Annotated in this window: 19 protein-coding genes and 1 tRNA gene; 10 read left to right on the top strand and 10 right to left on the bottom strand. The window is 68.7% G+C overall.

The features are described 5' to 3' along the window. Nucleotides 1–1,210, bottom strand: a 1,210-nt coding sequence (locus ACHAA4_RS10980; protein WP_435774213.1) for a cysteine desulfurase family protein, incomplete at its 3' end; no start/stop codon positions are given. Between the two features lie 43 nt (nucleotides 1,211–1,253). On the opposite strand from ACHAA4_RS10980, the gene ACHAA4_RS10975 reads away from it, so the two are divergent. From ACHAA4_RS10975 to rraA, 4 genes are read left to right on the top strand one after another with little or no spacing between them, the layout of a single operon-like run. Next, the gene (locus ACHAA4_RS10975) at nucleotides 1,254–2,291 is read left to right on the top strand and encodes a J domain-containing protein (RefSeq protein WP_435774212.1); all 1,038 of its coding nucleotides are present in this window, start codon (nucleotides 1,254–1,256) and stop codon (nucleotides 2,289–2,291) included. Between the two features lie 36 nt (nucleotides 2,292–2,327). Then, nucleotides 2,328–2,801 carry a tRNA (cytidine(34)-2'-O)-methyltransferase gene (locus ACHAA4_RS10970; protein ID WP_435774211.1) on the top strand — a complete coding sequence of 158 codons (474 nt, stop codon included), beginning with the start codon at nucleotides 2,328–2,330 and terminating at the stop codon, nucleotides 2,799–2,801. Nucleotides 2,802–2,859: 58 nt separating this feature from the next. Next, the gene (locus ACHAA4_RS10965) at nucleotides 2,860–4,623 is read left to right on the top strand and encodes an anti-sigma factor domain-containing protein (RefSeq protein WP_435774210.1); all 1,764 of its coding nucleotides are present in this window, start codon (nucleotides 2,860–2,862) and stop codon (nucleotides 4,621–4,623) included. Nucleotides 4,624–4,634: 11 nt separating this feature from the next. Continuing rightward, on the top strand, nucleotides 4,635–5,153 hold the full coding sequence (gene rraA / locus ACHAA4_RS10960) for a ribonuclease E activity regulator RraA (RefSeq protein ID WP_435774209.1): 519 nt from the start codon (nucleotides 4,635–4,637) through the stop codon (nucleotides 5,151–5,153). Between the two features lie 3 nt (nucleotides 5,154–5,156). Here the strand turns inward: rraA and ACHAA4_RS10955 are convergent, their stop codons facing one another. Together ACHAA4_RS10955 and ACHAA4_RS10950 are read right to left on the bottom strand one after the other, a co-directional pair. Next, nucleotides 5,157–5,906 (bottom strand): PIG-L deacetylase family protein, encoded by a 750-nt coding sequence (locus ACHAA4_RS10955; protein ID WP_435774208.1) that lies wholly within the window; start codon nucleotides 5,904–5,906, stop codon nucleotides 5,157–5,159. Between the two features lie 43 nt (nucleotides 5,907–5,949). Continuing rightward, complete coding sequence (locus ACHAA4_RS10950) at nucleotides 5,950–7,770, bottom strand: S1C family serine protease (protein ID WP_435774207.1); 1,821 nt, start codon at nucleotides 7,768–7,770, stop codon at nucleotides 5,950–5,952. A gap of 232 nt (nucleotides 7,771–8,002) precedes the next feature. On the opposite strand from ACHAA4_RS10950, the gene ACHAA4_RS10945 reads away from it, so the two are divergent. The 6 genes from ACHAA4_RS10945 (at nucleotide 8,003) to ACHAA4_RS10920 (ending at nucleotide 14,540) form a co-directional block, all read left to right on the top strand. Continuing rightward, nucleotides 8,003–9,487, top strand: coding sequence for a coiled-coil domain-containing protein (locus tag ACHAA4_RS10945; RefSeq protein WP_435774206.1), 1,485 nt, complete (start codon nucleotides 8,003–8,005; stop codon nucleotides 9,485–9,487). Between the two features lie 101 nt (nucleotides 9,488–9,588). Next, the gene (locus tag ACHAA4_RS10940) at nucleotides 9,589–10,410 is read left to right on the top strand and encodes a PspA/IM30 family protein (protein ID WP_435774205.1); all 822 of its coding nucleotides are present in this window, start codon (nucleotides 9,589–9,591) and stop codon (nucleotides 10,408–10,410) included. Nucleotides 10,411–10,526: 116 nt separating this feature from the next. After that, complete coding sequence (pdxS, locus tag ACHAA4_RS10935; RefSeq protein WP_435774204.1) at nucleotides 10,527–11,438, top strand: pyridoxal 5'-phosphate synthase lyase subunit PdxS; 912 nt, start codon at nucleotides 10,527–10,529, stop codon at nucleotides 11,436–11,438. Continuing rightward, the gene (gene pdxT / locus ACHAA4_RS10930; RefSeq protein WP_435774203.1) at nucleotides 11,435–12,046 is read left to right on the top strand and encodes a pyridoxal 5'-phosphate synthase glutaminase subunit PdxT; all 612 of its coding nucleotides are present in this window, start codon (nucleotides 11,435–11,437) and stop codon (nucleotides 12,044–12,046) included. Before pdxS ends, pdxT begins: the two co-directional genes overlap by 4 nt. A 75-nt stretch (nucleotides 12,047–12,121) precedes the next feature. Then, complete coding sequence (locus ACHAA4_RS10925; protein WP_435774202.1) at nucleotides 12,122–13,168, top strand: variant leucine-rich repeat-containing protein; 1,047 nt, start codon at nucleotides 12,122–12,124, stop codon at nucleotides 13,166–13,168. 121 nt (nucleotides 13,169–13,289) lie between these two features. Further along, nucleotides 13,290–14,540 carry a variant leucine-rich repeat-containing protein gene (locus tag ACHAA4_RS10920; RefSeq protein ID WP_435774201.1) on the top strand — a complete coding sequence of 417 codons (1,251 nt, stop codon included), beginning with the start codon at nucleotides 13,290–13,292 and terminating at the stop codon, nucleotides 14,538–14,540. A 32-nt stretch (nucleotides 14,541–14,572) separates the two neighbouring features. Here the strand turns inward: ACHAA4_RS10920 and ACHAA4_RS10915 are convergent, their stop codons facing one another. The 7 genes from ACHAA4_RS10915 to ACHAA4_RS10885 form a co-directional block, all read right to left on the bottom strand. Beyond that, nucleotides 14,573–14,998, bottom strand: coding sequence for a hypothetical protein (locus ACHAA4_RS10915; RefSeq protein ID WP_435774200.1), 426 nt, complete (start codon nucleotides 14,996–14,998; stop codon nucleotides 14,573–14,575). A 31-nt stretch (nucleotides 14,999–15,029) separates the two neighbouring features. After that, nucleotides 15,030–16,022 carry an arsenic resistance protein gene (locus ACHAA4_RS10910; protein WP_435774199.1) on the bottom strand — a complete coding sequence of 331 codons (993 nt, stop codon included), beginning with the start codon at nucleotides 16,020–16,022 and terminating at the stop codon, nucleotides 15,030–15,032. Nucleotides 16,023–16,150: 128 nt separating this feature from the next. Further along, nucleotides 16,151–16,483, bottom strand: a complete 333-nt coding sequence (locus tag ACHAA4_RS10905; protein WP_435774198.1) for a hypothetical protein — start codon at nucleotides 16,481–16,483, stop codon at nucleotides 16,151–16,153. A gap of 287 nt (nucleotides 16,484–16,770) precedes the next feature. Then, a tRNA-Met gene (locus tag ACHAA4_RS10900) sits at nucleotides 16,771–16,844 on the bottom strand. 148 nt (nucleotides 16,845–16,992) lie between these two features. Beyond that, nucleotides 16,993–20,112, bottom strand: coding sequence for a UPF0182 family membrane protein (locus tag ACHAA4_RS10895; RefSeq protein ID WP_435774197.1), 3,120 nt, complete (start codon nucleotides 20,110–20,112; stop codon nucleotides 16,993–16,995). A gap of 89 nt (nucleotides 20,113–20,201) precedes the next feature. Beyond that, nucleotides 20,202–21,293: a YlbL family protein gene (locus tag ACHAA4_RS10890; protein WP_435774196.1), complete on the bottom strand. Its 1,092-nt coding sequence runs from the start codon at nucleotides 21,291–21,293 to the stop codon at nucleotides 20,202–20,204. A 52-nt stretch (nucleotides 21,294–21,345) separates the two neighbouring features. Beyond that, nucleotides 21,346–22,890, bottom strand: coding sequence for a zinc-dependent metalloprotease (locus ACHAA4_RS10885; protein ID WP_435774195.1), 1,545 nt, complete (start codon nucleotides 22,888–22,890; stop codon nucleotides 21,346–21,348). Between the last annotated feature and the right edge of the window lie 42 nt (nucleotides 22,891–22,932).

The following is a 22,932-nucleotide window of genomic DNA, read 5'->3' as shown; positions in this document are numbered from 1 at the left end:
CGGCGCTCCGCGCCTGGGCGATCACCGCGGGCAGCGCGGCGGCGAGTGCGGCGACGTCGCGCTGCGTCGTCGTCCAGCCGAGGGTGAAGCGCTGGGCGCCGCGGGACTGTTCCTCGCTGAGGCCCATCGCGAGCAGCACATGGGAGGGGCGCGGGACCCCTGCCGTGCAGGCCGAGCCGGTCGCGGTGTCGAAGCCGGCCATGTCCAGCATGAAGAGCAGCGAATCGCCCTCGGCGTCGTCCACGGTGATGTGCAGGTTGTTCGGCAGCCGCAGCTCCGGGTGGGTCCGTGGGTCCGGTCCGCGCAGCGTCACCCCGTCGAGTCCGACGACGGCGTCCAGCAGCTGATCACGCAGCCCCGCCAGCCGCTGGGCCTCCTGGGCCTGGGAGGCGACCAGTTCCTCCGCCACCGCGGCGAAGGAGCAGATCCCGGCGACGTCGAGCGTGCCGGAGCGGATGTCGCGCTCCTGACCGCCGCCGTGGAGCACCGGGGTCAGCTTGACGTCTCGGCGGACCAGCAGCGCGCCGATCCCGACCGGGGCGCCGATCTTGTGCCCGCTGATCGCCAGCGTCGCCGCGCGAGAGTCGCGGAAGCTCATCGGCGCCGAGCCGGCCGGCAGCGAGCCGAGGGCCTGGACCGCGTCGGTGTGCAGCGGCACGCCATAGCGGGCGCAGAGCTCGCCGATCTGGGCCACCGGCTGGATCGCGCCGGTCTCGTTGTTGGCCCACATGACGGTGACCAGGGCGGCCGATTCCGCAGACTCCGCCAGAGTCGCCTCCAGCGCAGCCAGGTCCACGATCCCGTGGGCATCGACGGCGATGATCCCCAGCTCGGCGCCGTCGTGGGCCTCGAGCCATTCAGCGGGCTCCAGCACGGCGTGATGCTCTATCCCGGGCAGCAGGATGCGACGCCGGGCCGGATCCTCCGCGCGGCGCTGCCAGTAGAGGCCCTTGACCGCGAGGTTGTCCGCCTCGGTGCCGCCTGAGGTGAAGATCACCTCGGAGGAGTGGGCGCCCGCGGCGCGAGCGAGCTGCTCCCGGGCGGAGTCCACGGCCAGCCGCGCGCGACGGCCGGAGCCGTGCAACGAGGAGGGGTTCGACAGGGCAGGCATCACCTCGTTCAGCACACGCATGGCGGTGGGCTTGATCGGGGTGGTGGCGGCGTGGTCGAAATAGGATCCGCCGGGCAGGGCGTCGGCTGCAGATGACATCGTGTCAACGATTCTACGCTTTTGGGACTATCGTGAATCCTCGATGAGCAGTGACTCCGGAGATCTCTACAGCGTGCTGGGCATCGGCCCCGACGCCGACGCCCAGGCCGTTCGCGCCGCCTACCGCAAGCAGGCCCGACGCGCCCACCCCGACGCCGGCGGCACCGCCGAGGCGTTCCACCAGGTGCAGTCAGCCTGGGAGGTCCTCGGCGATGAAGCTGCCCGCGCCTCCTACGACCGCAGGCTGCGCCAGCCGCAGCGAGCAGACACCGAGGACGACCCCGAGAGCGCCCGCCCCACCTACGGCCGTGGCGCCTCGGCAGCGGCGTTCCGGACCACCGCCTCGGGCAGCACCTCGGCGCGATCCTCCAGCACGGATTCCGCACGATCACCTTCCGGGACCGCCCACCTGGCACCGGTGTACGTCCCGGACCTCTCCCAGCCCGAACCTCTTTCGCTGCCGCTGACCAGCCAGCGCAGCCATGGGCATTTCGCCTCCCGGGGCCTCTTCGGCGGCGGGCGCACGCGCCGCGCCGAGCGGATGGCGAGCCTGCTCGAGAAGCATGTGCTGGCCGAGCTGCCCACCGCGCGACTCTTCAACGCCGTCGCCATCGAACCTGCGGGCAAAGATCGCCGCGGAGCGAGCCGGCCCCCGCGCGGTCCGGCCGTGGATCACGTGCTGGTCTGCGGCGATACCCTGGTCGTGGTCACCTCTCTCGAGGTGCCCGCCGCGGCCGCCTCCTGGGACGGGGGTCGCCTCCACGCCGCGGGCCGTTCACTGTCCCTGCCCGATCTCGCCGGGGAGTCCCGGCTGCTGCGGGCCACCCTGGAGGCCGGAATGCGGGAGACGGGGCGCGAGACCAGCCTCAATCTGGGTCAGCAGCTCGTGCTGCTCTCCCCCGACGGCGGCATGCAGAGTCCTGTCGTCGAGTCCCGCGGCGGCGCCGGACGCGCTCCGCTGGCCCCGGCGCGCGCCTTCCGCAGCATCCGCGAACAACTCGCCTCCTCCGAGCAGGCCAACGTGATCGACCGGCACCTGCTCGCCGCGCTGCGGAGGCAGCTGCAGAACCCGATGAACTGATCTCTGCCCGGGGTCCGCGCCGGTAGGATGACCGGCGTGAAGAATCCGATACGCGTCCTGGTGGACCAGCCCGAGATCCCCGGCAACACCGGCAACCTGATCCGACTGGCCGCCGTGACCGGGGTGGAGCTGCATCTGGCCGAGCCGCTGGGCTTCGACTTCGCCGACGCGAAGCTGCGCCGGGCCGGCCTGGACTACCACGATCTGGCGGTGATGACCGTGCACCCCAGCCTGGAGGCCGCCTACGCCGCGCTGGCTCCGGAGCGGATCTTCGCCTTCACCGGCGAGGGCACGGTCGGCCATACCTCGATCACCTACCGCGGCGGCGATGTGCTGCTCTTCGGCCGCGAATCCACCGGGCTCGACGACGCGGTCAAGGCCGACCCGCGCATCACCGAGCGGGTGCGGATTCCGATGCTCGCCTCCCGCCGATCGCTGAACCTGGCGAACTCCGTCTCGATCGCCGTCTACGAAGCGTGGCGGCAGGACGGTTTCACCGGGGCTGTCTGAGCCTCGTCAGGGTGTTGGTGGCGCTGGAGAGCGCCGGGGATGGCTACACTCACCAACCATGGACACCGCCTCTGATCGCCCTGCATCGGACCGCCCCGATGACCTTCCCGACGGCGGCCGGAGCCGCGCAGAATACGACGGTGGATCCGAGCACACCGGCACCGAGCACGACGAGGCAGGATACGACGAGGCAGGGTACAGCGAGGCAGGTTCCGCCGACGTCGGTCCCAGCGCGGATGAGTCCGCCGACTCGGGCTCCCACGGTGCCGCGCACCACCAGGATTCCCAGGCCGCCGGGCACTACGGCGCGACGCGGCGCGACCCGACCCTGAGCGAGCTGCTCGCCGGATCGGCCCGCGGCGAGCAGCCCTCCTTCGCGACCTTCTACGAGGCCACCTCCGACGTGGTCTACGGCTTGGCGCTGCTCATGCACGAGGACGCAGAGGGGGCCCTGGACTCCACGCTGGCGGTCTACCACCAGCTCTGGGAGCAGGCGGACGAGAGGGCCCAGGACCTGCGGCTGCAGTCCCGGGCCTCGGAGCTGCTCACCGACGAGCATGCCGCCGACGAACAAGTCCCTGACGACGCCTTCCGACCCAGCGAGTACGAGCTGGTGCTGGAATGGCTGGTGCCGCTGGCGCATCGGATCATCGTGGAACGCTTCCGCGAGGGCCTCGCCACACCGATCAGACTCACCGTCGTTCCGGCCGCGGAGGGCGGAGGCATCGCAGGTCTCCCCGAGGAGATCATCGAGGACATCAGCGTCCTCTCGGATTCGCAGTCTCAGGTGCTGGCGCTGAGCTATCTCGCCGGCGGCACCCACCAGCAGGTCGCGGCGTCCGTCGGCTCCGCCGTGCCGGCCGTGAAGTCCAGGCTGCGCGACGGCATGACCCGGATGCACTCCCGGCGCACCACGCGGGAGGCTGAGCTGGACCCGATCCTGCGCGCCGCAGTGACGAAGAAGGACGTGGAGCGCTCCGGCGCCGTGAAGCGGAACTTCACCGAGGACATCGCCACCGACGTGGAGAACGGTCTGCTGGTGGAGCTCGCCGAGATCCACGCCCTGGACGCGATCGACAACCGTGAGCGGGCGGTGCTCGACGAGGCGGCGCTGAACGCGAACGACGCCGTGGCGCGCGCCTGGGACACCCGGGTGCTGGCCGCCCGGCGGACCCTCGCGGAGATCTTCACCGCCTACCCGGTGGTCCCGCCGAGCCACCTGCTCGACGAGGTGCTGCACAACCTCTCCGACCAGGAGGTCGGCATGGGCATGGTGGAATCCATCTCCAGCCACACCGAAGTGGCCCCGAAGCGTGAGCCCGTGGTCAAGCGCTGGATGATCATGACCGGGCTGGCCGTCGTCGTGCTGGCCGCCATCGCACTGATCTGGGGATTCACCTCGGGTCAGGACATCCAGGCCACCGCCGACGGCGACCCGGAGGCCCGCGTCGTCGACGGCATCGAGCTCAGCGAGGGAGGCACCGCACGTGCGGTGATCTCCAACGCGGAGGGGGTCGGCTATGTCGACTTCTCGGAGGTCGGGGAGCTCGAGGGCGACACCACCTACCAGCTGTGGCTGATGCCCCGCGATGAGGGCCAGCCCAGCTCGCTGGGCAACTTCACCGCCTCGGAGCTGGAGGAGGAGATCGTCACCCTGCGTGACATCGAGGCCAACCGGGCCCTGCAGATCACCGTCGAGGGGATCCGCGGCGAGGAGCGCCCGATGGGTGAGACCGCCGGAGAGATCGAGCTGCGTGAACGCGTCACCGACGGCCCGCAGTACGGCGGATCCGTCGACGAGGATCAGGAAGAAGACGAATGAGCGGAGAATCCATGACTGCCCAGAACGACCACGGCGAGCCCGGTGCAGGTGCTGCGGGCAGCGCCGTCTTCGCGACCTGCGACCTCTACGACGAGGATGAGTCGCTGCAGTCGCTCTCGCTGCAGCTGCTGAACCTCGGCGGTCGGTCCCGCTTCACCGGGACGATCCGGACCGTCAGCTGCTACCGGGACAACGGCCTGGTCAAGGAGCTGCTGAACTCCCCCGGCGCCGGATCCGTGCTCGTCGTCGACGGCGCCGGGTCACTCGACTCGGCGCTGATCGGTGACATGATCGCCGCCTCCGCGATCGAGAACGGCTGGGCCGGCGTGGTCATCCACGGTGCGGTCCGGGACCGGGAACAGCTCGCGGAGATGGACCTGGGTGTGCGGGCGCTGGGTTCGAACCCGCGGAAGTCGGTCAAGGACGGGGTCGGCGAGGTCGATGTGACGGTCCAGTTCGGCGGCGTCACCTTCGTGCCCGGCGCCACTCTCTGGTCCGACGCCGACGGCGTGCTGGTCACCCCCGGCTGAGCCTCAGAACCCGCTGATCGTGTCGGGGGCGTTGACCGTGACCCAGTGGAACTCCTCCGCGAAGCCACGGCCACCGTGGATCTCGCGCATCTGATCCAGCACAAAGCCCTCCATCCGGGTCGCGTCGGGGTGCTGACTGAAGTGCGCGCGCAGCGCCGTCATCTTCACCGATTCCTGGCCCGAGACGTCGAGCCGCAGGTTCACCCGCTCCTGCGGCGCCGTGGTGAGCAGCAGGTGCCGGATCTTGAAGGCCTCAAGCCCCTCGGCGGCCAGCTCCGGGTAGGCGAAGGGATTCTCCACATACGGGTAGGACGCTCGCACCACTGCTTCCCCGCAGGCCAGATGATCCGGGTGGGACTTCTGCAGCCGGTCCCAGGCACGCTCGGGGTGCGGAGAGATGACCACCTCGGGCCTGACCTGACGCATGATCCGCACGATCTTCCCGACCAGCTCGGCGGTGGGGGCGACGAAGCCGTCCCGCTCGTCGAGCAGGATCACCTCATCCACGCCGAGCACCGAGGCGGCCTGGCGCTGTTCGGCCTCGCGCACCCGCGCCATCTCCGCGGCGTCGCGCCCAGGCTCGAAGCCCCCGGCGTCACCGGCGGTGAGCAGACACAGGGTCACCTCCACCCCCGCTGCGGTGAACGCCGCGATGCTGCCCGCCGCGCCGAAGTCGATGTCATCGGGGTGCGCGCCGAAGGCCAGCACCCGAGTGATGCCGTGCTCCGCGGCGAGCCGCGCCGGGGTGACCATCACTCGTCCGGTAGGGTCGCCAGCCTCAGGGCCGAACTCAGACTCAGGTCGCGCCAAGGGTCACCTCGGCGTTCTCCTGCTGGCCGTCGCGCATGTAGCTGATCGTCACGGTCTCCCCCGCGGCGTATTCGCGGATGGTGGCGGTCAGCGCGAGGGAATCCTCGATCCGACGGTCGTTGACCGCGGTGATGATGTCGCCGTTGGCCAGTCCCGCCTCGGCGGCGGGAGTGTTCTCCGGCACGTCGTCGATCAGTGCGCCCACGGTGAAGCCGGGCATCACCGGCGCAAGTCCGGGTTCAGCCTGCTCCGGGGTCTCCTGGGAGCCGGCGGCGGCGACCGTGACGCCGAGCAGCCCGTGCGAGACCTCACCGGTCTCGATCAGCTCTTGCGCCACCCGCTCGGCGTAGTCGATCGGCACGGCGAAGCCCACACCGATTGATCCGGCGTCGGTCTCGGCTCCGCCGCCGGAGGAGGCGATGGCGACATTGACCCCGATCACACGGCCCTCGGCGTCGACCAGCGCTCCGCCGGAGTTGCCGCGGTTGATCGCGGCGTCGGTCTGGATCACATTGAGATGGATCGAGCCCTGGGTCGGGGAACCCTCCATGTCGGGGAAGTAGAACTCGAAGCCATCTCCCTCCTCGGTTTCGTCAGGCACCTCGGGGGCGTCCGCGCCCTCGTCCTCCACTGCGGAGGAGGCGACGGAGATGGTGCGGTTCAGCGTGGAGACGATGCCGTCGGTGACGGTTCCGGACAGGCCCAGCGGGGCACCGATGGCGATGGACTGGTCCCCGACGTTGAGATCGCCGGAGGAGCCGAGCTCGGCCGGCTGGATCCCCTCGGTGTTCTCCAGCCGGATGACCGCGAGATCACTGAGCGGGTCGGTCCCGACGATCTCGGCGCTGGAGACCGAGCCGTCGTTCATCCGGACCTGGATCTCGGGGTCTGCGGCGGCTCCGCCGAGGGTGACGACGTGGGTGTTGGTGAGGACATGGCCCTGATCGTCGAGGATGATGCCCGAGCCCGAGCCGCCCTGTCCGCCGTCGCTGACCGCGAGTGTCACCACCGAGGGCGAGGCCTTCGCCGCCGCGGCGGTGACCACGGTGGCGGAGTCGGGGTTGTTGATCTCGATGCCACCGGTGGAGGAGGAGGTGCTGATGCTTCCGTCGTCGAGCACCGCCTGAGAGCCTGCGACGACGCCGCCGCCGAGCAGTCCGGCCAGCAGCACCGCGAGCGCCAGGCCTCCGACGCCGACTGTGCGCTTGGCCCGCGGCTGCTGGGAGGCCTGGCCGAACGCCGCCCCGGAGCCGAACCCGCCGTAGGAGTCATGGCCCTGCCCGGAGTATGCGGGGTCCTGATTATAGGGAGAGTACCCCTGCTGGCCGTACTGGGCCTGGGTGTACTCCCCGTGGCCGTGCTCGCCCTGGCCGGACTGGGCCCCGTGCTGGGCACCGTACTGAGCGCCATAGTGGGCACCCTGCAGATCATTGTCGTACTGGCCCTGGGTGTAGTGGCCCTCACCGTGCTGGGTCTGGTCGGAGTGACCCTGACCGTAGGAATGCTGACCGTGCTCACGCTGGCCGTAGCCATGTTGCGCGTAGGGGGCCTGCTGGGAGCTGGGCGCCCCGGAGGGGGAGACGGGCCAGCCGGCGGAGTAGGACTCCACCCCGGGCTGCGTCCCGGACGCGCTCTGCGGAGTGGGTGCGCTCTGAGCGTGAGCTGCGTGCTGCGGGGCAGAGTTCGGACCGGGCGGGACAGGACCGGGCGGCGCAGACTCAGTCGGCACAGGATCGATCCGCCCGGTGGCGTCCTCCGGAGGGTCGACGTCGTCCCGGCGAGGACTGCTGTGCGGATCTGAACTCATAGTGGAACCTGCCTCTGTGGTCTTGCGGTGCAATAGTGTGGCGGCCGGAGCGTGACACGCATGCTCTCGCCGGGCTCGACAGCCATTGTCTGCGCCCATCCTGTATCGACGACGATAACGGCCTGGATGCCTCCTGGACGATTCCAGGAGACCCCGAGACCCCGCCTACGCTCTCAGACGAGCTGACCGTTGGCTGATAGACGATGTCATAGGCCACTTATAGACTCGGCCCATGGTGCCCGACGCAGTCCTCAGTCCACCCATCCCGCTCGGAATGATCGTCATCGGCCCGCTGCTGATCGGGGCCGTCATCCTCGGCCTGATCGGCCTGGGAGCGGTGTGGCTCTCCGGCGGCAAGAAGCAGGACCGCCGACTCCAGGGCTTCGCGAACAATCAGCGGCTCACCGGTGGCCAGGCCTCCGGACCACGCTCCGCGGAGGACCGGCGGCTGGCCGGGTTGAGCCTCGAGGAGCTGCGCCGCGAGGCCGGCTCCCTGCTGATCGCCGCGGACAACGCCGTGAACTCCTCCGAGCAGGAGATCCTCTTCGCCAGCGCCGCCTACGGCGATGACCAGGTCGCCCCCTTCCAGAAGGACGTGGACGAGGCCCGGGAGCACCTCCAAGAATCTTTCCGGATGCAGCACCAGGTGGACCGGGACCCCCCGGAGGACGAGCAGCAGGCCCGCGAGCTGCTGCGCAAGGTCATCGCCAATTGCCAGCGGGTCAACGAGACCCTCGAGTCGCACCGGCAGGACTTCGAGTCTCTGCGCAGCCTCGAGCTGGACCCGCGCCCCGCGCTGGAGCAGCTGCGCACCCGGATCAGTGAGCTTCACACCCGCCGGGAACAGGCCCAGAAGCGTCTGCCGGATCTGCAGTCCAAATATGACGACGACGCGCTCACCTCCTTCACCGAAGGCCTGACACACTCCGCGCGCAGCCTCGACCACGCCGAAGGCTCAGCCCAGGACGCCGAGAAGGCGCTCACCGGCTCGACGGCCTCCGACGCCGTCGTCGCGATCCATGCCGGAGAGGAGGCAGCCGGGGAGGCCGGGAAGCTGATCGACTCCCTGGAAGAGACCCAGCTGCGGCTGCGCAGCGCCGAGCAGAACCTCGGCATCGGCCTGGACCAGACCGAGCAGGACATCGCCCAGGCCCGCGCCACCATGCAGGCGGGACAGTCCGCAGAGCTCGCCGGACCCATCGCCGCGGCCGAGGCCGCGGTCACCCAGGTCCGCCGGGCGCTGGACTCCGGGACCAAGACGAACCCGCTGGAGCTGCTGAACTCGCTGGAGATCGCCCACCGGGAACTCGACGAACCGCTGAACGCGGTCCGCGACCAGCAGGCCCGAGACCGACGCGCCCGGGAAGTGCTGCAGACCGAGATCCTCACCGCCCGGCACCAGGTGCAGTCCTCACGGGACTACTTGCGCTCCAAGCGCAGCGGCGCGACCTCCAGGACCCGGATGGCCGAGGCCGAACGCACCCTCGCCGAGGCGGAATCCATCGGAGACCGGCAGCCGGCCAAGGCCCTCGAACTGGCCACCCAGGCCAAGACCCTGGCCGTGCAGGCCGCTCAGATCGCCCGGCAGGAATCCGCCGAGGACGCTCTCAGCGGCGGGGCCGGAGGCTACGGCGGCGGGTTCGGAGGGTTCGGCATGCCGGGCGGCTACGGGCATATGGGCGGCGGCGGGTTCGGGCGTCGTCGTCGGATGTTCTGAGTCTGCATCGGGTCCCTGCCATGGCCGTGTGAAGAACCCGTGACTAGTATCGACAACGTGAGCAATCGATAGACATTGATGCACAAGGAAAGGTGAACACTGTGAGCAAGCAGTCCATTTTAGGTCGCATGTCCCAGCTGGTCCGCGCGAACGTCAACGCCATGCTGGATCGCTCCGAGGACCCGGAGAAGATGCTCGACCAGATGGTCCGAGACTTCACCAACAACATCTCGGAGGCCGAAGAGGCGATCGCCCAGACCATCGGCAACCTGCGCATGATGGAGGACGACTACAGCGAGGATCTCGAGAACTCCCGGTCCTGGGGCCAGAAGGCACTCGCCGCCTCCCGCAAGGCCGACGAGTTCCGCGACAGCGGCAACACCGATAATGCGCAGAAGTTCGACAACCTGGCCAAGGTCGCCATCCAGCGCCAGATGGAGGCTGAGTCCTCGGCGAAGTCCGCCGAGCCGACCATCTCCTCCCAGCGCGAGATCGTGGACCGGCTCAAGACCGGTCTCGAGCAGATGAAGACCAAGCGTCAGCAGCTGGTGTCCAAGCGTGACGAGCTGATCGCCCGCTCCCGCGCCGCGCACGCCCAGTCCCAGGTCCACGACGCCGTGAAGTCAATCGACGTGATGGACCCGACCTCCGAGGTGGGACGCTTCGAAGAGAAGATCCGCCGCGAAGAGGCCAAGGTGCGCGGGCAGAACGAGCTCGCCGCCTCCTCCCTGGACGCACAGTTCGAGTCCCTCGAGGACCTCGGCGAGCAGGCCGAGGTCGACGCCCGCCTCGCCGCGCTGAAGTCCGGCAGCTCAGCACCGGCAGCCCTGGGCGCCGGCCGCTCGGACGGCGGATCCTTCGACGGCCAGGCCACCGAGGACTACGCCGCACAGCTCGAGGCCGAGGAGCGCGATCGCGCCTGAGCGAGGCTGTATGACGTCGGTTCAGCGGTCACGCTGAAGTGATGAAACAATGGGGAGTGAACGCGATGTTCACTCCCCATTGTCATCGCAGCAACCCAACCTTTCAGGAGACCTCCGTGACCACTGAGTCCACCTCGCACACTGCTGCCGCCACCGGCGCCACCGCTGTGAACACCGGACTGGCCCAGATGCTCAAGGGCGGCGTGATCATGGACGTGGTCACCCGCGAGCAGGCCCGCATCGCCGAAGACGCCGGTGCCGTCGCAGTCATGGCCCTCGAGCGCGTGCCCGCCGACATCCGCGCCACCGGCGGCGTCGCCCGCATGTCAGACCCCGACCTGATCACCGGCATCATCGACGAGGTCTCGATCCCCGTGATGGCCAAGGCCCGGATCGGTCACTTCGTCGAGGCGCAGGTCCTCGAGCACCTCAAGGTCGACTACATCGACGAGTCCGAGGTCCTCTCCCCCGCGGACTACATCCACCACATCGACAAGTCCAAGTTCAAGGTGCCCTTCGTCTGCGGCGCCACCAACCTCGGTGAGGCGCTGCGCCGGATCACCGAGGGCGCCTCGATGATCCGCTCCAAGGGCGAAGCCGGCACCGGCGACGTCTCCGAGGCCATGAAGCACATCCGCACCATCAACGGTGAGATCAACCGGCTCACCTCGCTGGCCGAGGATGAGCTCTACCTGGCCGCGAAGGACCTGCAGGCCCCCTACGAGCTGGTCAAGCAGATCGCTCGCGAAGGCCGCCTCCCGGTGGTCCTCTTCGTCGCCGGCGGCGTGGCGACCCCGGCCGATGCCGCGATGATGATGCAGATGGGCGCCGACGGCGTGTTCGTGGGCTCGGGCATCTTCAAGTCCGGCAACCCCGCCGAGCGCGCTGCCGCCATCGTGAAGGCCACCACCTACTACGACGACGCGGGCGTCGTCGCCGAGGCCTCCAAGGGCCTGGGCGAGGCGATGGTCGGCATCAACGTCGCCGACCTCCCGGCACCTCACCGTCTGGCCGAGCGCGGCTGGTGAGCACACCCCGCATCGGGGTCCTGGCGCTGCAGGGGGCCGTGGCCGAGCACGCCCGCGCGCTGCGCTCCGCCGGCGCCGAGGTCTCCACCGTGCGCCGCCCCGCCGAGCTCGAGGGCCTGGACGGGCTGATCGTGCCCGGTGGGGAATCCACCACCATGGCTCGGCTTGCCGCCCCGGTGCGACTCATGGAGTCCATCCGGGAGCGGCACGCCGAGGGCATGGCGATGTTCGGCACCTGCGCCGGCATGATCCTGATGGCAGATCAGATCCTCGACGCCGAGGCGCTCACCGGCTTCGAGCGCATCGGCGGTCTCGACGTGGTGGTCCGGCGCAACGGCTACGGCAGCCAGCTGGAGTCCTTCATCGGTCCGCTGCAGACCTCCGGGCTCCCCGGCGATGATCCGACTCCGCTTCAGGCCGTGTTCATCCGCGCCCCGGTGATCGAATCCTTCGGCGCCGACGTCGAGGTCATCGCCTCCTGGCAGGACCGGCCGGTCGCGGTCCGGCAGGACCGGATCCTGGCTGCGAGCTTCCATCCCGAACTGACTGCGGATCACCGGCTGCATCAGTATTTCGTGGAGATCAGCGCGCAGCGCACCGTGAGCTGATCTGAGAAATCGGGCCCGGTTCGGGCATGATGTCCCAAGAACGCCGCCCGCGGGACCTTCGACGCTGGAGAGAACATGACTGACGGACCACATCACGGGCGCAGCTCCACCGGACCGGACGCCCGCGCCGCCGATCCGAACACGCCCCAGGTCCAGCTGCAGATGCTCGCCGGTGACCACCCCGAGCTCCGTCCCCTGATCGCGCAGAACCCCAACACCTACCCTGCGCTGCTGCAGTGGCTCTCCGAGCTGGGCGACCCCGCGGTCGACGCCGCGCTGGCCCGTCGATCCGCCAGGGCAGGCTCTGAGACCAACGAGTTCTCCGCCGTGCGTGACGACCACGACCGGAGGTATGCGCCCCGCGACACCCAGTACCCGTCGGTCCAGGGATACAACCAGCACTACGTGCACCCTCCCCGGCAAAGCCACCCCCCGTCGCAGCCGCGTCCCGGTTACTACCCGGCCGCCCCGACCGGACCCACGCCCAGGGAGACGCAGGCCGCGCCCTCGTCGTACGCCGAGCCCGAACGTCAGCCGCGCCGTCGAGGCGGCGGGATCTGCGCGATCCTCTTCCTGCTCCTGCTGATCGTCGGCGCCGGGGCCGTCGCCGCCTACTTCCTGCTCTTCAACGGACTGCTCAGCGGGGACGAGGACCCTGCCGACGAGACCTCAGTCTCCGAGCAGGGAGCTCAGCAACAGACCGAGGACCAGGGTCAGGCCGAGGACGAGACCCCGGCCCCCGAAGACGGCACCGCAGAGGACGACGCCGAGGCCGTCCGTCCGGCGCCTGAGGGCGCCCAGGACATTCCCGCCTTCACCGCTCCCTCGGGCAACATCAACTGCGCCATCGGCGAGGACGAGCTTGCATGCAGCATCCTCGACTACAGCTTCGAGACCCCGCAGGACTGCGAGGGGCCGGCGCGCCTCTCGATCGGTTCCGAGGACCCGCAGCTCGACTGCGGCAGCACCGGTGGCGAGGACTCGGCGACCCTGCAGTACGGCCAGTCCGCCACCAACGGGAGGTTCGCCTGCAACTCCTCGGAGTCCGGCGTCGAATGTTGGAACACCGAGACCGGCAACGGGTTCTTCATGGCGCGGGAGAGCTACCAGCTGCGAAACTGAGCGGCCTCTGCGCTGATCAGCCGCACCCGGATTCGGTGACGGGAGTAAACTTCGGTCGAACCGCATTGTTCGCGCTGCACGGCTGGCCTGGTTCGCCGCCGTCGGGACGGGAAAGGTACGCATGGCTTCGATCGATGACGACCTCGGCGGCGTCGCCGCGGATCCCCGCACCGACTGGGACACTCTGCACTGGCTCGCGGAGAACCACCCGTCGCTGCGCCCAGCCATCGCGGAGAATCCTGCCACCTACCCCGAGCTGCTCGAGGCGCTGGCCTCCCTGGGAGACCCCGAGATCGACGCCGCGCTCGCCCGGCGCGAGGCCGCTCCGGCGGCTGTCGAACCGGAGGCCGCCGAACCGGAGGCGTCCCCCGCCGCTGATCCGGCGCAGCCGGCAGCCGCAGGAGCAGCCGAGAGCCCCTGGTTCGCCAACGGGTCCTTCGACGGCGCTCCGGCCGGGTATTCCACGATGGCCTCACCCGCCCACTCCCCCGCCGCCCGGCCTGCCCCTTACCAGCGGCGCACGTCCAGGGCGCCGAGGTTCGTGCTGGCTGTGCTGCTGCCGGTCCTGGTGCTGGTCGCCCTGACCGCTCTGGCCCTGTCGATGCTGGATGGGAGGTCCGCCGAGGACTTCACCGCCGCAGAGGCCCCGGCACAGGCTCAGCCTTCGGAGGGGGCTGAGGATGATTCCGAGGACGAGTCCGGGGAGGAGCCGGAGCCGAGCCCCACCCCGGAGCCTCCCACCCCGGACGAGCTGCGCGCCGAGGTGGCCGCGCTGCCAGAAGAGTCCAGCTGTGACTCCCCCGCCGAGGACGGTGAGGTGCTGGCCGCGCTCGCCTCGGCCACCTCGCAGGACGGCAGCTGGGTGGAGTCCGAGGACGGGACCCTGGTCCAAGACGCACTGACAGGGCTGCAGGAGAGCTGTGACAGCTCCCACGCGGCGGCCTTGTTCCTGGACCTGCGCGGGTCGGAGGAGACCGCCACCGCTCTGCGCGGCACCGCCCAGGACATGGGCTCCGACTGGATCCAGGCCGCGGCCCCCGCCCAGGGCCTGGCGCTGGCCTCCTTCGTCTCCCCCGACGGCAATGTGCTCTGCGAACTCGCAGACACGATGCGCTGCCGGGTGCTGCAGCACAGCTTCGCTGCCCCCGATGGGTGCACCGAGGGCGTCACCTATGCCATCGAAGTGGACCGCCCCGCGGAGCCGGACTGCGAGAACCCGGTGCTGCAGCAGGGCCAGCAGGTGCTCGGCTATGGTCAGACCGCCTCGAACGAGTTCTTCGCCTGCACGTCCTTCCAGTCGCAGATGTCCTGCTGGAACCAGCTCACCGGCGAAGGCATCAACCTCTCCGCCAGCCGCAACTGGACCTACTGAGCGGTCCGCTCACCCGCGTCGGCGAGGAGTGCTCAGACCACCTCGGGGTTGAGCGCACCGGCGCGAGCGATGAGGCTGAGGAACTCGGCTTCGTCCAGGTGTTCCAGCGTCGTGAAGGTCAGGGCGGCGGCGCCCACCTTCACTCGTCCGAGCCGGTCGGCGCGCTGCTGGATGAGGTACTTGCCGTCCTCCGCCGCGTTGACGTAGACGGAGAGGTGCTTGGTCTGCTCGGCGAGGCCGATGAGAAACCAGTCCACAGCGGCCCCGCGGGGCCTGGGCTGGCGAAGCTTCCCGTAGCCGATGATCGTCTGATCGGTGCCGCCCCACATGCGTCCGCGCCAGAGGACCCGGCTCAGTCCGGGAAGCTCGGCGGTGATCCAGCCGTCCAGCACGGTCATCTCGGCCGAGCGTCCCGCGGCCTTGAGGTAGTCCTCCACGCTGTCTGTGACCGGTTCCATGGTCCGAGCGTACCCGCAGGCTCGGCACGCTTCACCTGGCGCGTGAGGGCTTCTCACCCGTCGATGCCCGAGGGTCGGGGAAGAGCACGCGGGGTATGAACCAGAGGCAGAAGATCATCCCGAAGAGTTCGAGCAGGGACTGCATCACCACGACGACCGCCACCGTCTCCCAGCCCGCGGGCAGCGCCAGCGCGAGAGGCAGCACGACGAAGGAGTTTCGGGTGCCCATCGAGAACGCCAACGTGCGGCCCTGCGCCAGGTTCAGCCGGGCAGCGCTGGCGACTGCTCTCGACAGCAGCAGGCTGATCGCCAGGAACAGGGCGACCACGCCGAGCACGATCGGCAGAAGCTGAGCGTCGGCCAGGACCGAGCCGACATGCGCGACGGCGACGAGCAGCACCACCGCTGCCAACAGCGGCACCGGCCACCAGCCGAGGCGGAGGACGACGGCGGCACCCGTTCGGCTGCGGCCGGCCCAGACCTCGGTCAGCACGGCCAGCGCCAGCGGCAGCAGCACCACCACGAAGGCCGGCCAGATATCCGCTGGGGCGAACACCACGCGCAGGTCAGCGTCTGACATCAGCCACAGATAGAGCGGAAGGAGCAGCAGCTGGAGCACCAGCAGCACCGGGGTCAGCGCGGTCGCCCGAGTGGCGTCGCCGCGGCCCAGCTGGCTGAAGGTGATGAACCAGTCGGTGCACGGCACCAGCAGGACCAGCAGCAGTCCCAGCTGCAGCGCCTGATTCTCGGGAATGAACTGCATCAGCGCCCACACCGCTGCGGGCAGCAGGACGAAGTTGCCGAGCAGCGCCGCCGCCATGAACCGACCCTCGGTGAACGCCGTCGGCAGCGCGGCCATCGGCACCTGGGTGAACGTGGCGTAGAGCAGCAGCGCCAGCACCGGCCAGAGCAGCGCATCGGCGGTGCTGCCCAGCCCGGGTGTGAGGCTGCCGAGGGCGAGCCCCATGGAGACGGCGCCGAGATAGAGCCACACCTGGTGGCGTTCAAGGGTCTCGCGTCGCATCTGTCCCTTCGGTCATGCCGGTGCTGTCTTCATCCCGAGGTCGACCGTCCGAGACCGCGGCCCGGTGTGACCGGATCACCGCCGGAAGGCGGCGGTCTTGCACCAGAGCTGAGAGCGGGTGAGTCCTTCTACCGCCGTGTCACCAGGACGTCGAAGAAGACCGTCCCATGAGTGCCTTTTCTGAAGGAGCCGCTGCAGGAGACTGGCTCACCATGTCCGGTCCGCTTGCCGTAGGTCTTGTTGTACTCCCAGAGGAGCTGGCCAGAGTCGGCGAAGAGGGCGGCGTCGATCGAGCGAAGGAACAGCTTTTCACCCGTGGCAACTCCGGCGTCGTCGTAGATGAAGGCGACAGCGCCGTGACGGCGCACGTTCAGCATCTCGTAGCCACCCTCGCCGTCGGCGCACCCGATGGTGATCAAGGGGATGTCCGCTCTCATCGGCATGGCCTGTGCACTCGTCACGCTTCCTGCGAAGATCCCCGCTGCTAAGAATGTAGCCAGAACGCCTCGACGCACCATCACAATCACTCCCCCGCAATCACGGACGTGCCATCCGCGAGATGGGCAACGTCCTTCCCCGACGCCGGATCCACCGGTAGTAACTATTCAATGCTGGCACTCCAGGATCGGCCATGTCGATGCCTGGCTTCCTGCGGGCGAGACACGGAGATTCGAGGAGCTCGCAGGGCGCACGAAAGAACCCCCAGCACCGGAGTGCTGGGGGTTCTCGGCCTCCTGCGAGGCATCCGTTGCGGGGGCAAGATTTGAACTTGCGACCTCCGGGTTATGAGCCCGGCGAGCTACCGAACTGCTCCACCCCGCGTTGCGACTTGTTTAGTCTACGCACACATTTCCTGAGTGCAAAATCAGAATGAACGACTGGGTGTGTGAGCTCCGACACCCGCCTCCCCGTCCGGGCCTCAAGGGTCCGGACGGGGAGACTCTGCGGGTCTCAGATCAGCTCTTGAGGATCACTCCTCCAGGTCAGCCTCTGCCTGCAGGGCATCATCGATGGCCTGCTGCAGCTGCTCCTGAGCCTCGCCGTAGGCGGCGAAGTCACCCTCGGCGAGCGCCGCCTCGGAATCCTGGAGCGCAGTGCCTGCACGATCCAGGGCGTCGTTCAGACGCTCCTGAGCGGGGCCGGTCGGCGCGGTGGGACCTTCGGTCTCTTCCGCGTCGGCCTCGTCCTCGGTGGTGGCCTCGTCCTCAGCAGGGGCCTCGTCCTCGGTGGTGGCGTCGTCCTCTGCAGGAGCCTCACCCTCTGGGACGTCGATCTCGGAGTCCACCGCGTCACCGGTGACGCCTGCACCCTCGGCCACGGCGGCTCCGGAGTCGCCGCCGAAGACCTGGTCCAGCGCCTCGTCGAGGGTGTCGGCGAAGCCGACCTCCTCGCCGTAGGCCACCAGCACCTTCCGCAGCGCCGGGTAGGCGGCTGCGGTGCCGGTGGACTGCACGTAGACCGGCTGGACATAGAGGATGCCGTCACCGGCCGGAAGGGTGATCATGTTGCCGTTGATCACCTCGGACGCGCCCTGGCGCAGCAGGTTCAGCTCCTGCGAGATCTGCGAGTTCGAGTCGAAGTTCGCCTGCGTCTGGCCGGGGCCGGGCACCGCGGTGTCACGCGGAAGCTCCAACAGCCGCAGCTGGCCGTAGTCCTCCGCCTTCACTCCGTCCTCGCCCGTGCCGGCGTCACCCGCCGCGGCGAGGAAGCCGTAGAGCACGTTGCGCTGCTGCGCGCCTTCGGCGATCTGCGGTATGAACGTACCGGTCAGGGAGAAGGCAGGCTCCTCCTGGTCCGGCATCTGCAGCGTCATGTAGTACGGCGGCTGCGCCATCGCACCCTCGTCGTCGGCGGTCGGATCCGACGGGACGGACCAGGCGTCGTTGTTCTCGTAGAACGTGCCGGGATCGGTCACGTGGTAGCGACCGAGCAGCTCACGCTGAACCCGGAACATGTCCTCGGGGTAGCGGATGTGGTCCATCAGCTCCGCAGACATGTTCTCGTAGGGCTGCAGCGCGTCGGGGAACACCTGCTGCCAGGCGCGAAGGATCGGATCCTCGGTGTCCCAGGCGTAGAGCTCCACCGAGCCGTCATAGGCATCGACGGTGGCCTTGACCGAGTTGCGGATGTAGTTGACCTGCCCGGCGAGCGTCGGGGCCCCCTGGGTCAGCGCATCCGTGGTGGCCTGCTCCAGCTGCTGCTGATCGGAGTAGGGGAAGTCGTTGGAGGTGGTGTACCCCTCCACGATCCACTTGACCCGACCGTCGATGATCGCCGGGTAGATGTTCTGATCGACCTCGAGGAACGGGGCGACCTCCTGGACGCGCTCGCGCGGCTGGCGCTCGTAGAGGATCTGAGACTCTTCGTTCATGTCCCCGGAGAGCAGGATCTCCGGCGACTGGAACTGGATGGCGTAGACCAGGCGGTTGAAGAGCCCACCCACGGTGGGTCCACCGTCGCCTTCGAAGGTGTAGACGGTCTCCGCCTCGGAGTCTGCCGCCGCCGGGCGGTCGAGCTCCAGCGGCTCGGCATCCTCAGGTGCACCGACGATCGAGTACTCGGGCGAGTTCTCACCGAAGTAGATGCGCGGCTCGTAGTCCTCGTCGCTGGCCAGCGCACCGCGGGTGGGGATGCCGCGCAGGGTGAACACCGGGCGACCCTCGGGGGTCACCTCATTGGCGTTCGCCGCCACGAGGCCGTAGCCGTGGGTGTAGATCAGGTGCCGGTTGACCCAGGAGGCGTCGGTGGGCACGTTGAGCTCGCGGGCCGCGATGACCGTGTCCCGCTCGTCGCCGTCGATCTCGTAACGGTCGAAGCTCAGCGTGTCCGGGAAGGAGTAGTACTGGCGGAACTGCTGGAACTGGCCGAACGCGGCGGAGACCAAGTTCGGGTCCAGCAGGCGGATGTTCTCGGTGTTGGCCGCGTCCTCCGCCAGTGCGCCCGGGGTGGCCGAGGCGTCGGCGTCGTAGCTCTGCTGCTCGATCTCATGCAGGCCGTAGGCGTAGCGGGTGAGCTCCATGTTGCGCTCGATGTAGGGCGTCTCCAGGGTCCGCTCCGAAGGCTGGACCTGGTACTCCTGGACGAGAAACGGGTAGAGGCCGCCGCCGATGATCGCGGTGATCAGCAGCATCGCTGAACCGATGATCGAGAAGCGCCAGCGTCCGGTCACCGCGGTGACGATGAAGATCAAGGCCACCAGGATCGCGGCGACGGCGAGGATCGCCTGTGCCGGGATGACGGCGTTGACGTCGGTGTAGAGCGCGCCGGCCCAGTTGCCGCTCTGGTTCTGCAGGGTGGCGTAGCGGTCAAGCCACCAGTTCGCGCCCTGCAGCAGCAGGAACAGTGCGCCGGTGACCGCGATGTGCCAGCGGGCAGCCTTCTCGACCACGAACTTGCCGTTGGACTCGATCCGGATGCCGCCGAAGAGGTAGTGGGTCAGGATGCCGGCGATGCCGGCGACCAGCACGGCCGAGATGAGGAAGCCGTTGATGAACCCCAGGAAAGGCAGGGTGAAGACGAAGAACGCGAAGTCCATCTCGAATTCGGGATCGGTCATGCCGAAGGGCTGCTGGTTGATGAACAGCAGCACGTTCTCCCAGCTGCCCTGAGCCGCGGTGCCTGCGAAGAGGCCCATCAGCGCGGGCAGGCCGATCATGAACAGGCGGCGCATGGAGTTCAGCGTCTGCTGATACCGGACCACCGATTCGTTCATCTGGTTCTGCAGGATCTGCGGGCGGTTCCGGAACGCCAGGAAGAGGCTGAACCAGACCAGGCCTGCCATGAGCAGGAACGCGACCACGAAGATCACACCGCGAGCGATGCGCTCAGTCCAGAAGACGTCCTGATACCCCAGCTGGTTGAACCAGAGGATCTCGGCGTAGAAGCCGGAAGACGCCACAAAGATGCCGATCAGCGCGGCGATGATGATGATCGTCAGCACCAGTGCTGACGGCCGCCGCGGTCCGGAGCTCCTCGCTGGCCGGTCGGAACCGGACCCGCCGGAGTTGTCGCCGTCGTCCCCGCCCGGACCGGAGCCGAAGAGGCCCCCGCCGAACGGGTTCGCGGACCCGAATCCCTGAGAGAAACTCACGGATAAACCCTCGTCTCTATATATGTGCTTGGATTCTCGTCTGTTGCTGGTGGGTCAGCGTGCTGACCCGGCTGGACCGGCGGACCGGTTCAGCTTCCGCAGGGCTCGAGCCCTGCGAGGAAGTCTTCGTCTGAGTCGCGGACCGCCTCGACGATCGCGCGTCCTTCAGAGACGTCGTCGACGGCGTATGTCGCGAGCCCGTCGGGCACCCGCCCGTCGAGCTCGACGCAGTTCGCCGCCGGGACCAGGAAGTTCTCGACCCCCTGGGACCGTGCGCCGGCAACCTTCTGGGCGATGCCGCCGATGGGCCCGACCGTGCCGTCCGGGTCCACCGTGCCGGTGCCGGCCCAGTTCTCGCCGCCGGTCATGGACTCCTCGGTCATGGAGTCCACGAGGCCGAGAGTGAACATCAGCCCCGCGCTGGGACCGCCGACGCCGTCGAGCTCGATGTCGACGTCGACGGGAAACGCGAACTCGTTCTCGAGCATGATTCCCACGTAGTAGTCGCCATCTGCCTCTTGGTAGGTGGGGACCTCGTAGTCGAGTTCCTCACCATCGCGAAGCACTGTCAATGCTACCGGCTGACCTGCGGCGGTGTTGACTGCGTCACGCAGTCCTTCGAGCCCGGTGATGGAGCTGCCGGCGGCTGCGGTGACCTGATCGCCGGGCTGGAGCCGCTCATCGGTGCCGACCTCGACCGCCTCGGCGGTGAAGTCAAGGACGGAGAGCTCCTGGTCATAGTCGATGCCGAGTTCGTTGAGCGCCGCGGCCACCGCGAGGTCCTGGGAGCTGGTCATCGCGGCGGTGTTCTGCTGCTGGACCTGTTCGGCGGTGGTGCCCGAGGGGTAGATCAGCTCATGCGGCTGAATGTCGGTGCCAGAGTCGAACCAGCCCGTCACGGCCTCGGGGACGCGCACCGTGGAGGTCGGCGCCCCCGCCACGAACACCGTGGTGAGGTTCAACGAGCCCTCGGTGGGATAGGTCTGTTCTCCGCTGACGGAGATCACGGCCTGGTCCTCGATCTCACCGATGGTGTTGAACATCGGCCCCGGGCTCTCCACCAGGTAAGGGCTGGGCAGCAACAGGCTGAGCAGCCCGATGATGAGCGCTGACGTGCCGGCCGCCGCCTGCAGGCCTCTCCGCAGACTCGGCCTCTTCGGTTTCAGGGGGCGCTCAGTCATGATGATCGTCACCCATCATCTCATCTGAGACCGGCGGCACAGGAAGATGACGTCAGACCTCCGGGGACTTGCCGTCATAGCCGCCGTCGAGCAGCTTCTGCAGCTCCTCATCGATCTTCGCGGTCTCTTCCTGACGCTCCGCGCGGCGCTGCTGGAAGCCGGTGGGATCGTCGAGGTCCTGCTCGTCGGGCTGGACGTCGGGGTGGCCCCAGACATCATCGCGGCCGGACATGCCTTCGGTTTCGCGCAGGTGCGCCCAGAGTGCGGCCGCGTCGCGGAGCCGGCGGGGACGCAGCTCGAGTCCGACCAGGGCGGCGAAGGTGTCCTCCGCCGGTCCGCCCGAGGCGCGACGGCGGTTCATCGTCTCGCGCAGCCGGGACAGCGACTCCAGGTGCTCGGCGGCCTGGGTCACGACGTCGTCCACCCAGCCCTCGACCAGCGCCAGCGTGGTCTCGATGCGCTTGAGCGCGGCCTCCTGCATGGGGGTGCGCTCCTCCGGGAAGAGGCCCTCGCCGAGGATGGAGTTCATCGCCTCGGGGTTGTTCGGGTCCATCTGGCTGGCGGCCTCTTCGATCCGGTTCATGTCGATGTGGATCCCGGCGGCGTACTGGCCGACGGCGTTGAAGAGGTCCTGCTCCAGCCAGGGGGCGTTGTTGAACAGGCGCATCCGGGCGGCCTCGCGCAGGGCCAGGTAGAGCAGCACCTCGCGCTTGTCCACGCTCAGGCCCTTGCCGAACTCGGTCACGTTCTTGGGCAGCAGCGCGGTGGTGTTGCCGGCCAGCGGCAGTCCGGTGTCCGAGGAGGAGACGACCTCCTTGGCGAGCGCGCCCACGGCCTGGCCCAGCTGCATGCCGAAGGCCATCCCGCCCATGGATTCGATCATGCCGGTGATCTGCTGCGCGCCGGCGCCGCCCATCATGGACTCCAGCTCCGGGGGCAGGCCGGAGCCCTCCTCGCCGAGCTGATCCTTGATCGCGGCGGAGAGCGCCTTGGAGACCGATTCGGCCACCGGTTCGGTCAGCCGCTTCCAGGAGTCGAAGGTCTCCTCGACCCACTGCGCGCGGGACCAGGCCTGTCCGATCTGCCCCGCAGTCTCAAAGGTGGTGGCGCCGTCGAGCCACATGTCGGCGAGGCGCAGGGCGTCGTCGATCTCCTTGCGCTCGGCGGCCGAGACGCTGGGGTCATCGCCCGCGGCGGCCTGACGGGCGGCTTGGCGAGCCATGGACCAGTTGACCGGACCCTTGTCCTCCTCGGAGGGGTTCTGCATGGCGGAGAACATGGACTGGACCTGTCCCATGATCTGCTGCATCATCTGCGGGTTCATATCGGCCATGCCGGGGATCTGTGAGGGGTCGAACCCGGGAGGAAAGCCGGGGAATCCGCCCTGGTCGCCGGAACCTGTGGCGCCGGGTGCACCGGGGGTGCCGGTGAAGCCGATGCTGGGGCCGCGCTTGGCGGCGTCGTCCTTATCGGTGTCATCGCCGGGGGTCTGCCCGGGCATCTGCCCGCCGAAGAGCTGCTTGAAGAACTCCTCCATGGGGTCACGTGGGTCTTCCCCGTTGCCCTGGTCGTTGTTGCCGGAGTTGTTCTGGCTCATCGGACGCTCCCTGTGGTGATCCTGGTTCGGCCTGAGAGACTC

Source organism: Nesterenkonia maliinae (assembly GCF_051262655.1).
In the GTDB taxonomy this organism is placed as follows: domain Bacteria; phylum Actinomycetota; class Actinomycetes; order Actinomycetales; family Micrococcaceae; genus Nesterenkonia.
Note: the sequence above shows the minus strand (reverse complement) of the source record. Positions and strands in the feature narration are given on the sequence as shown.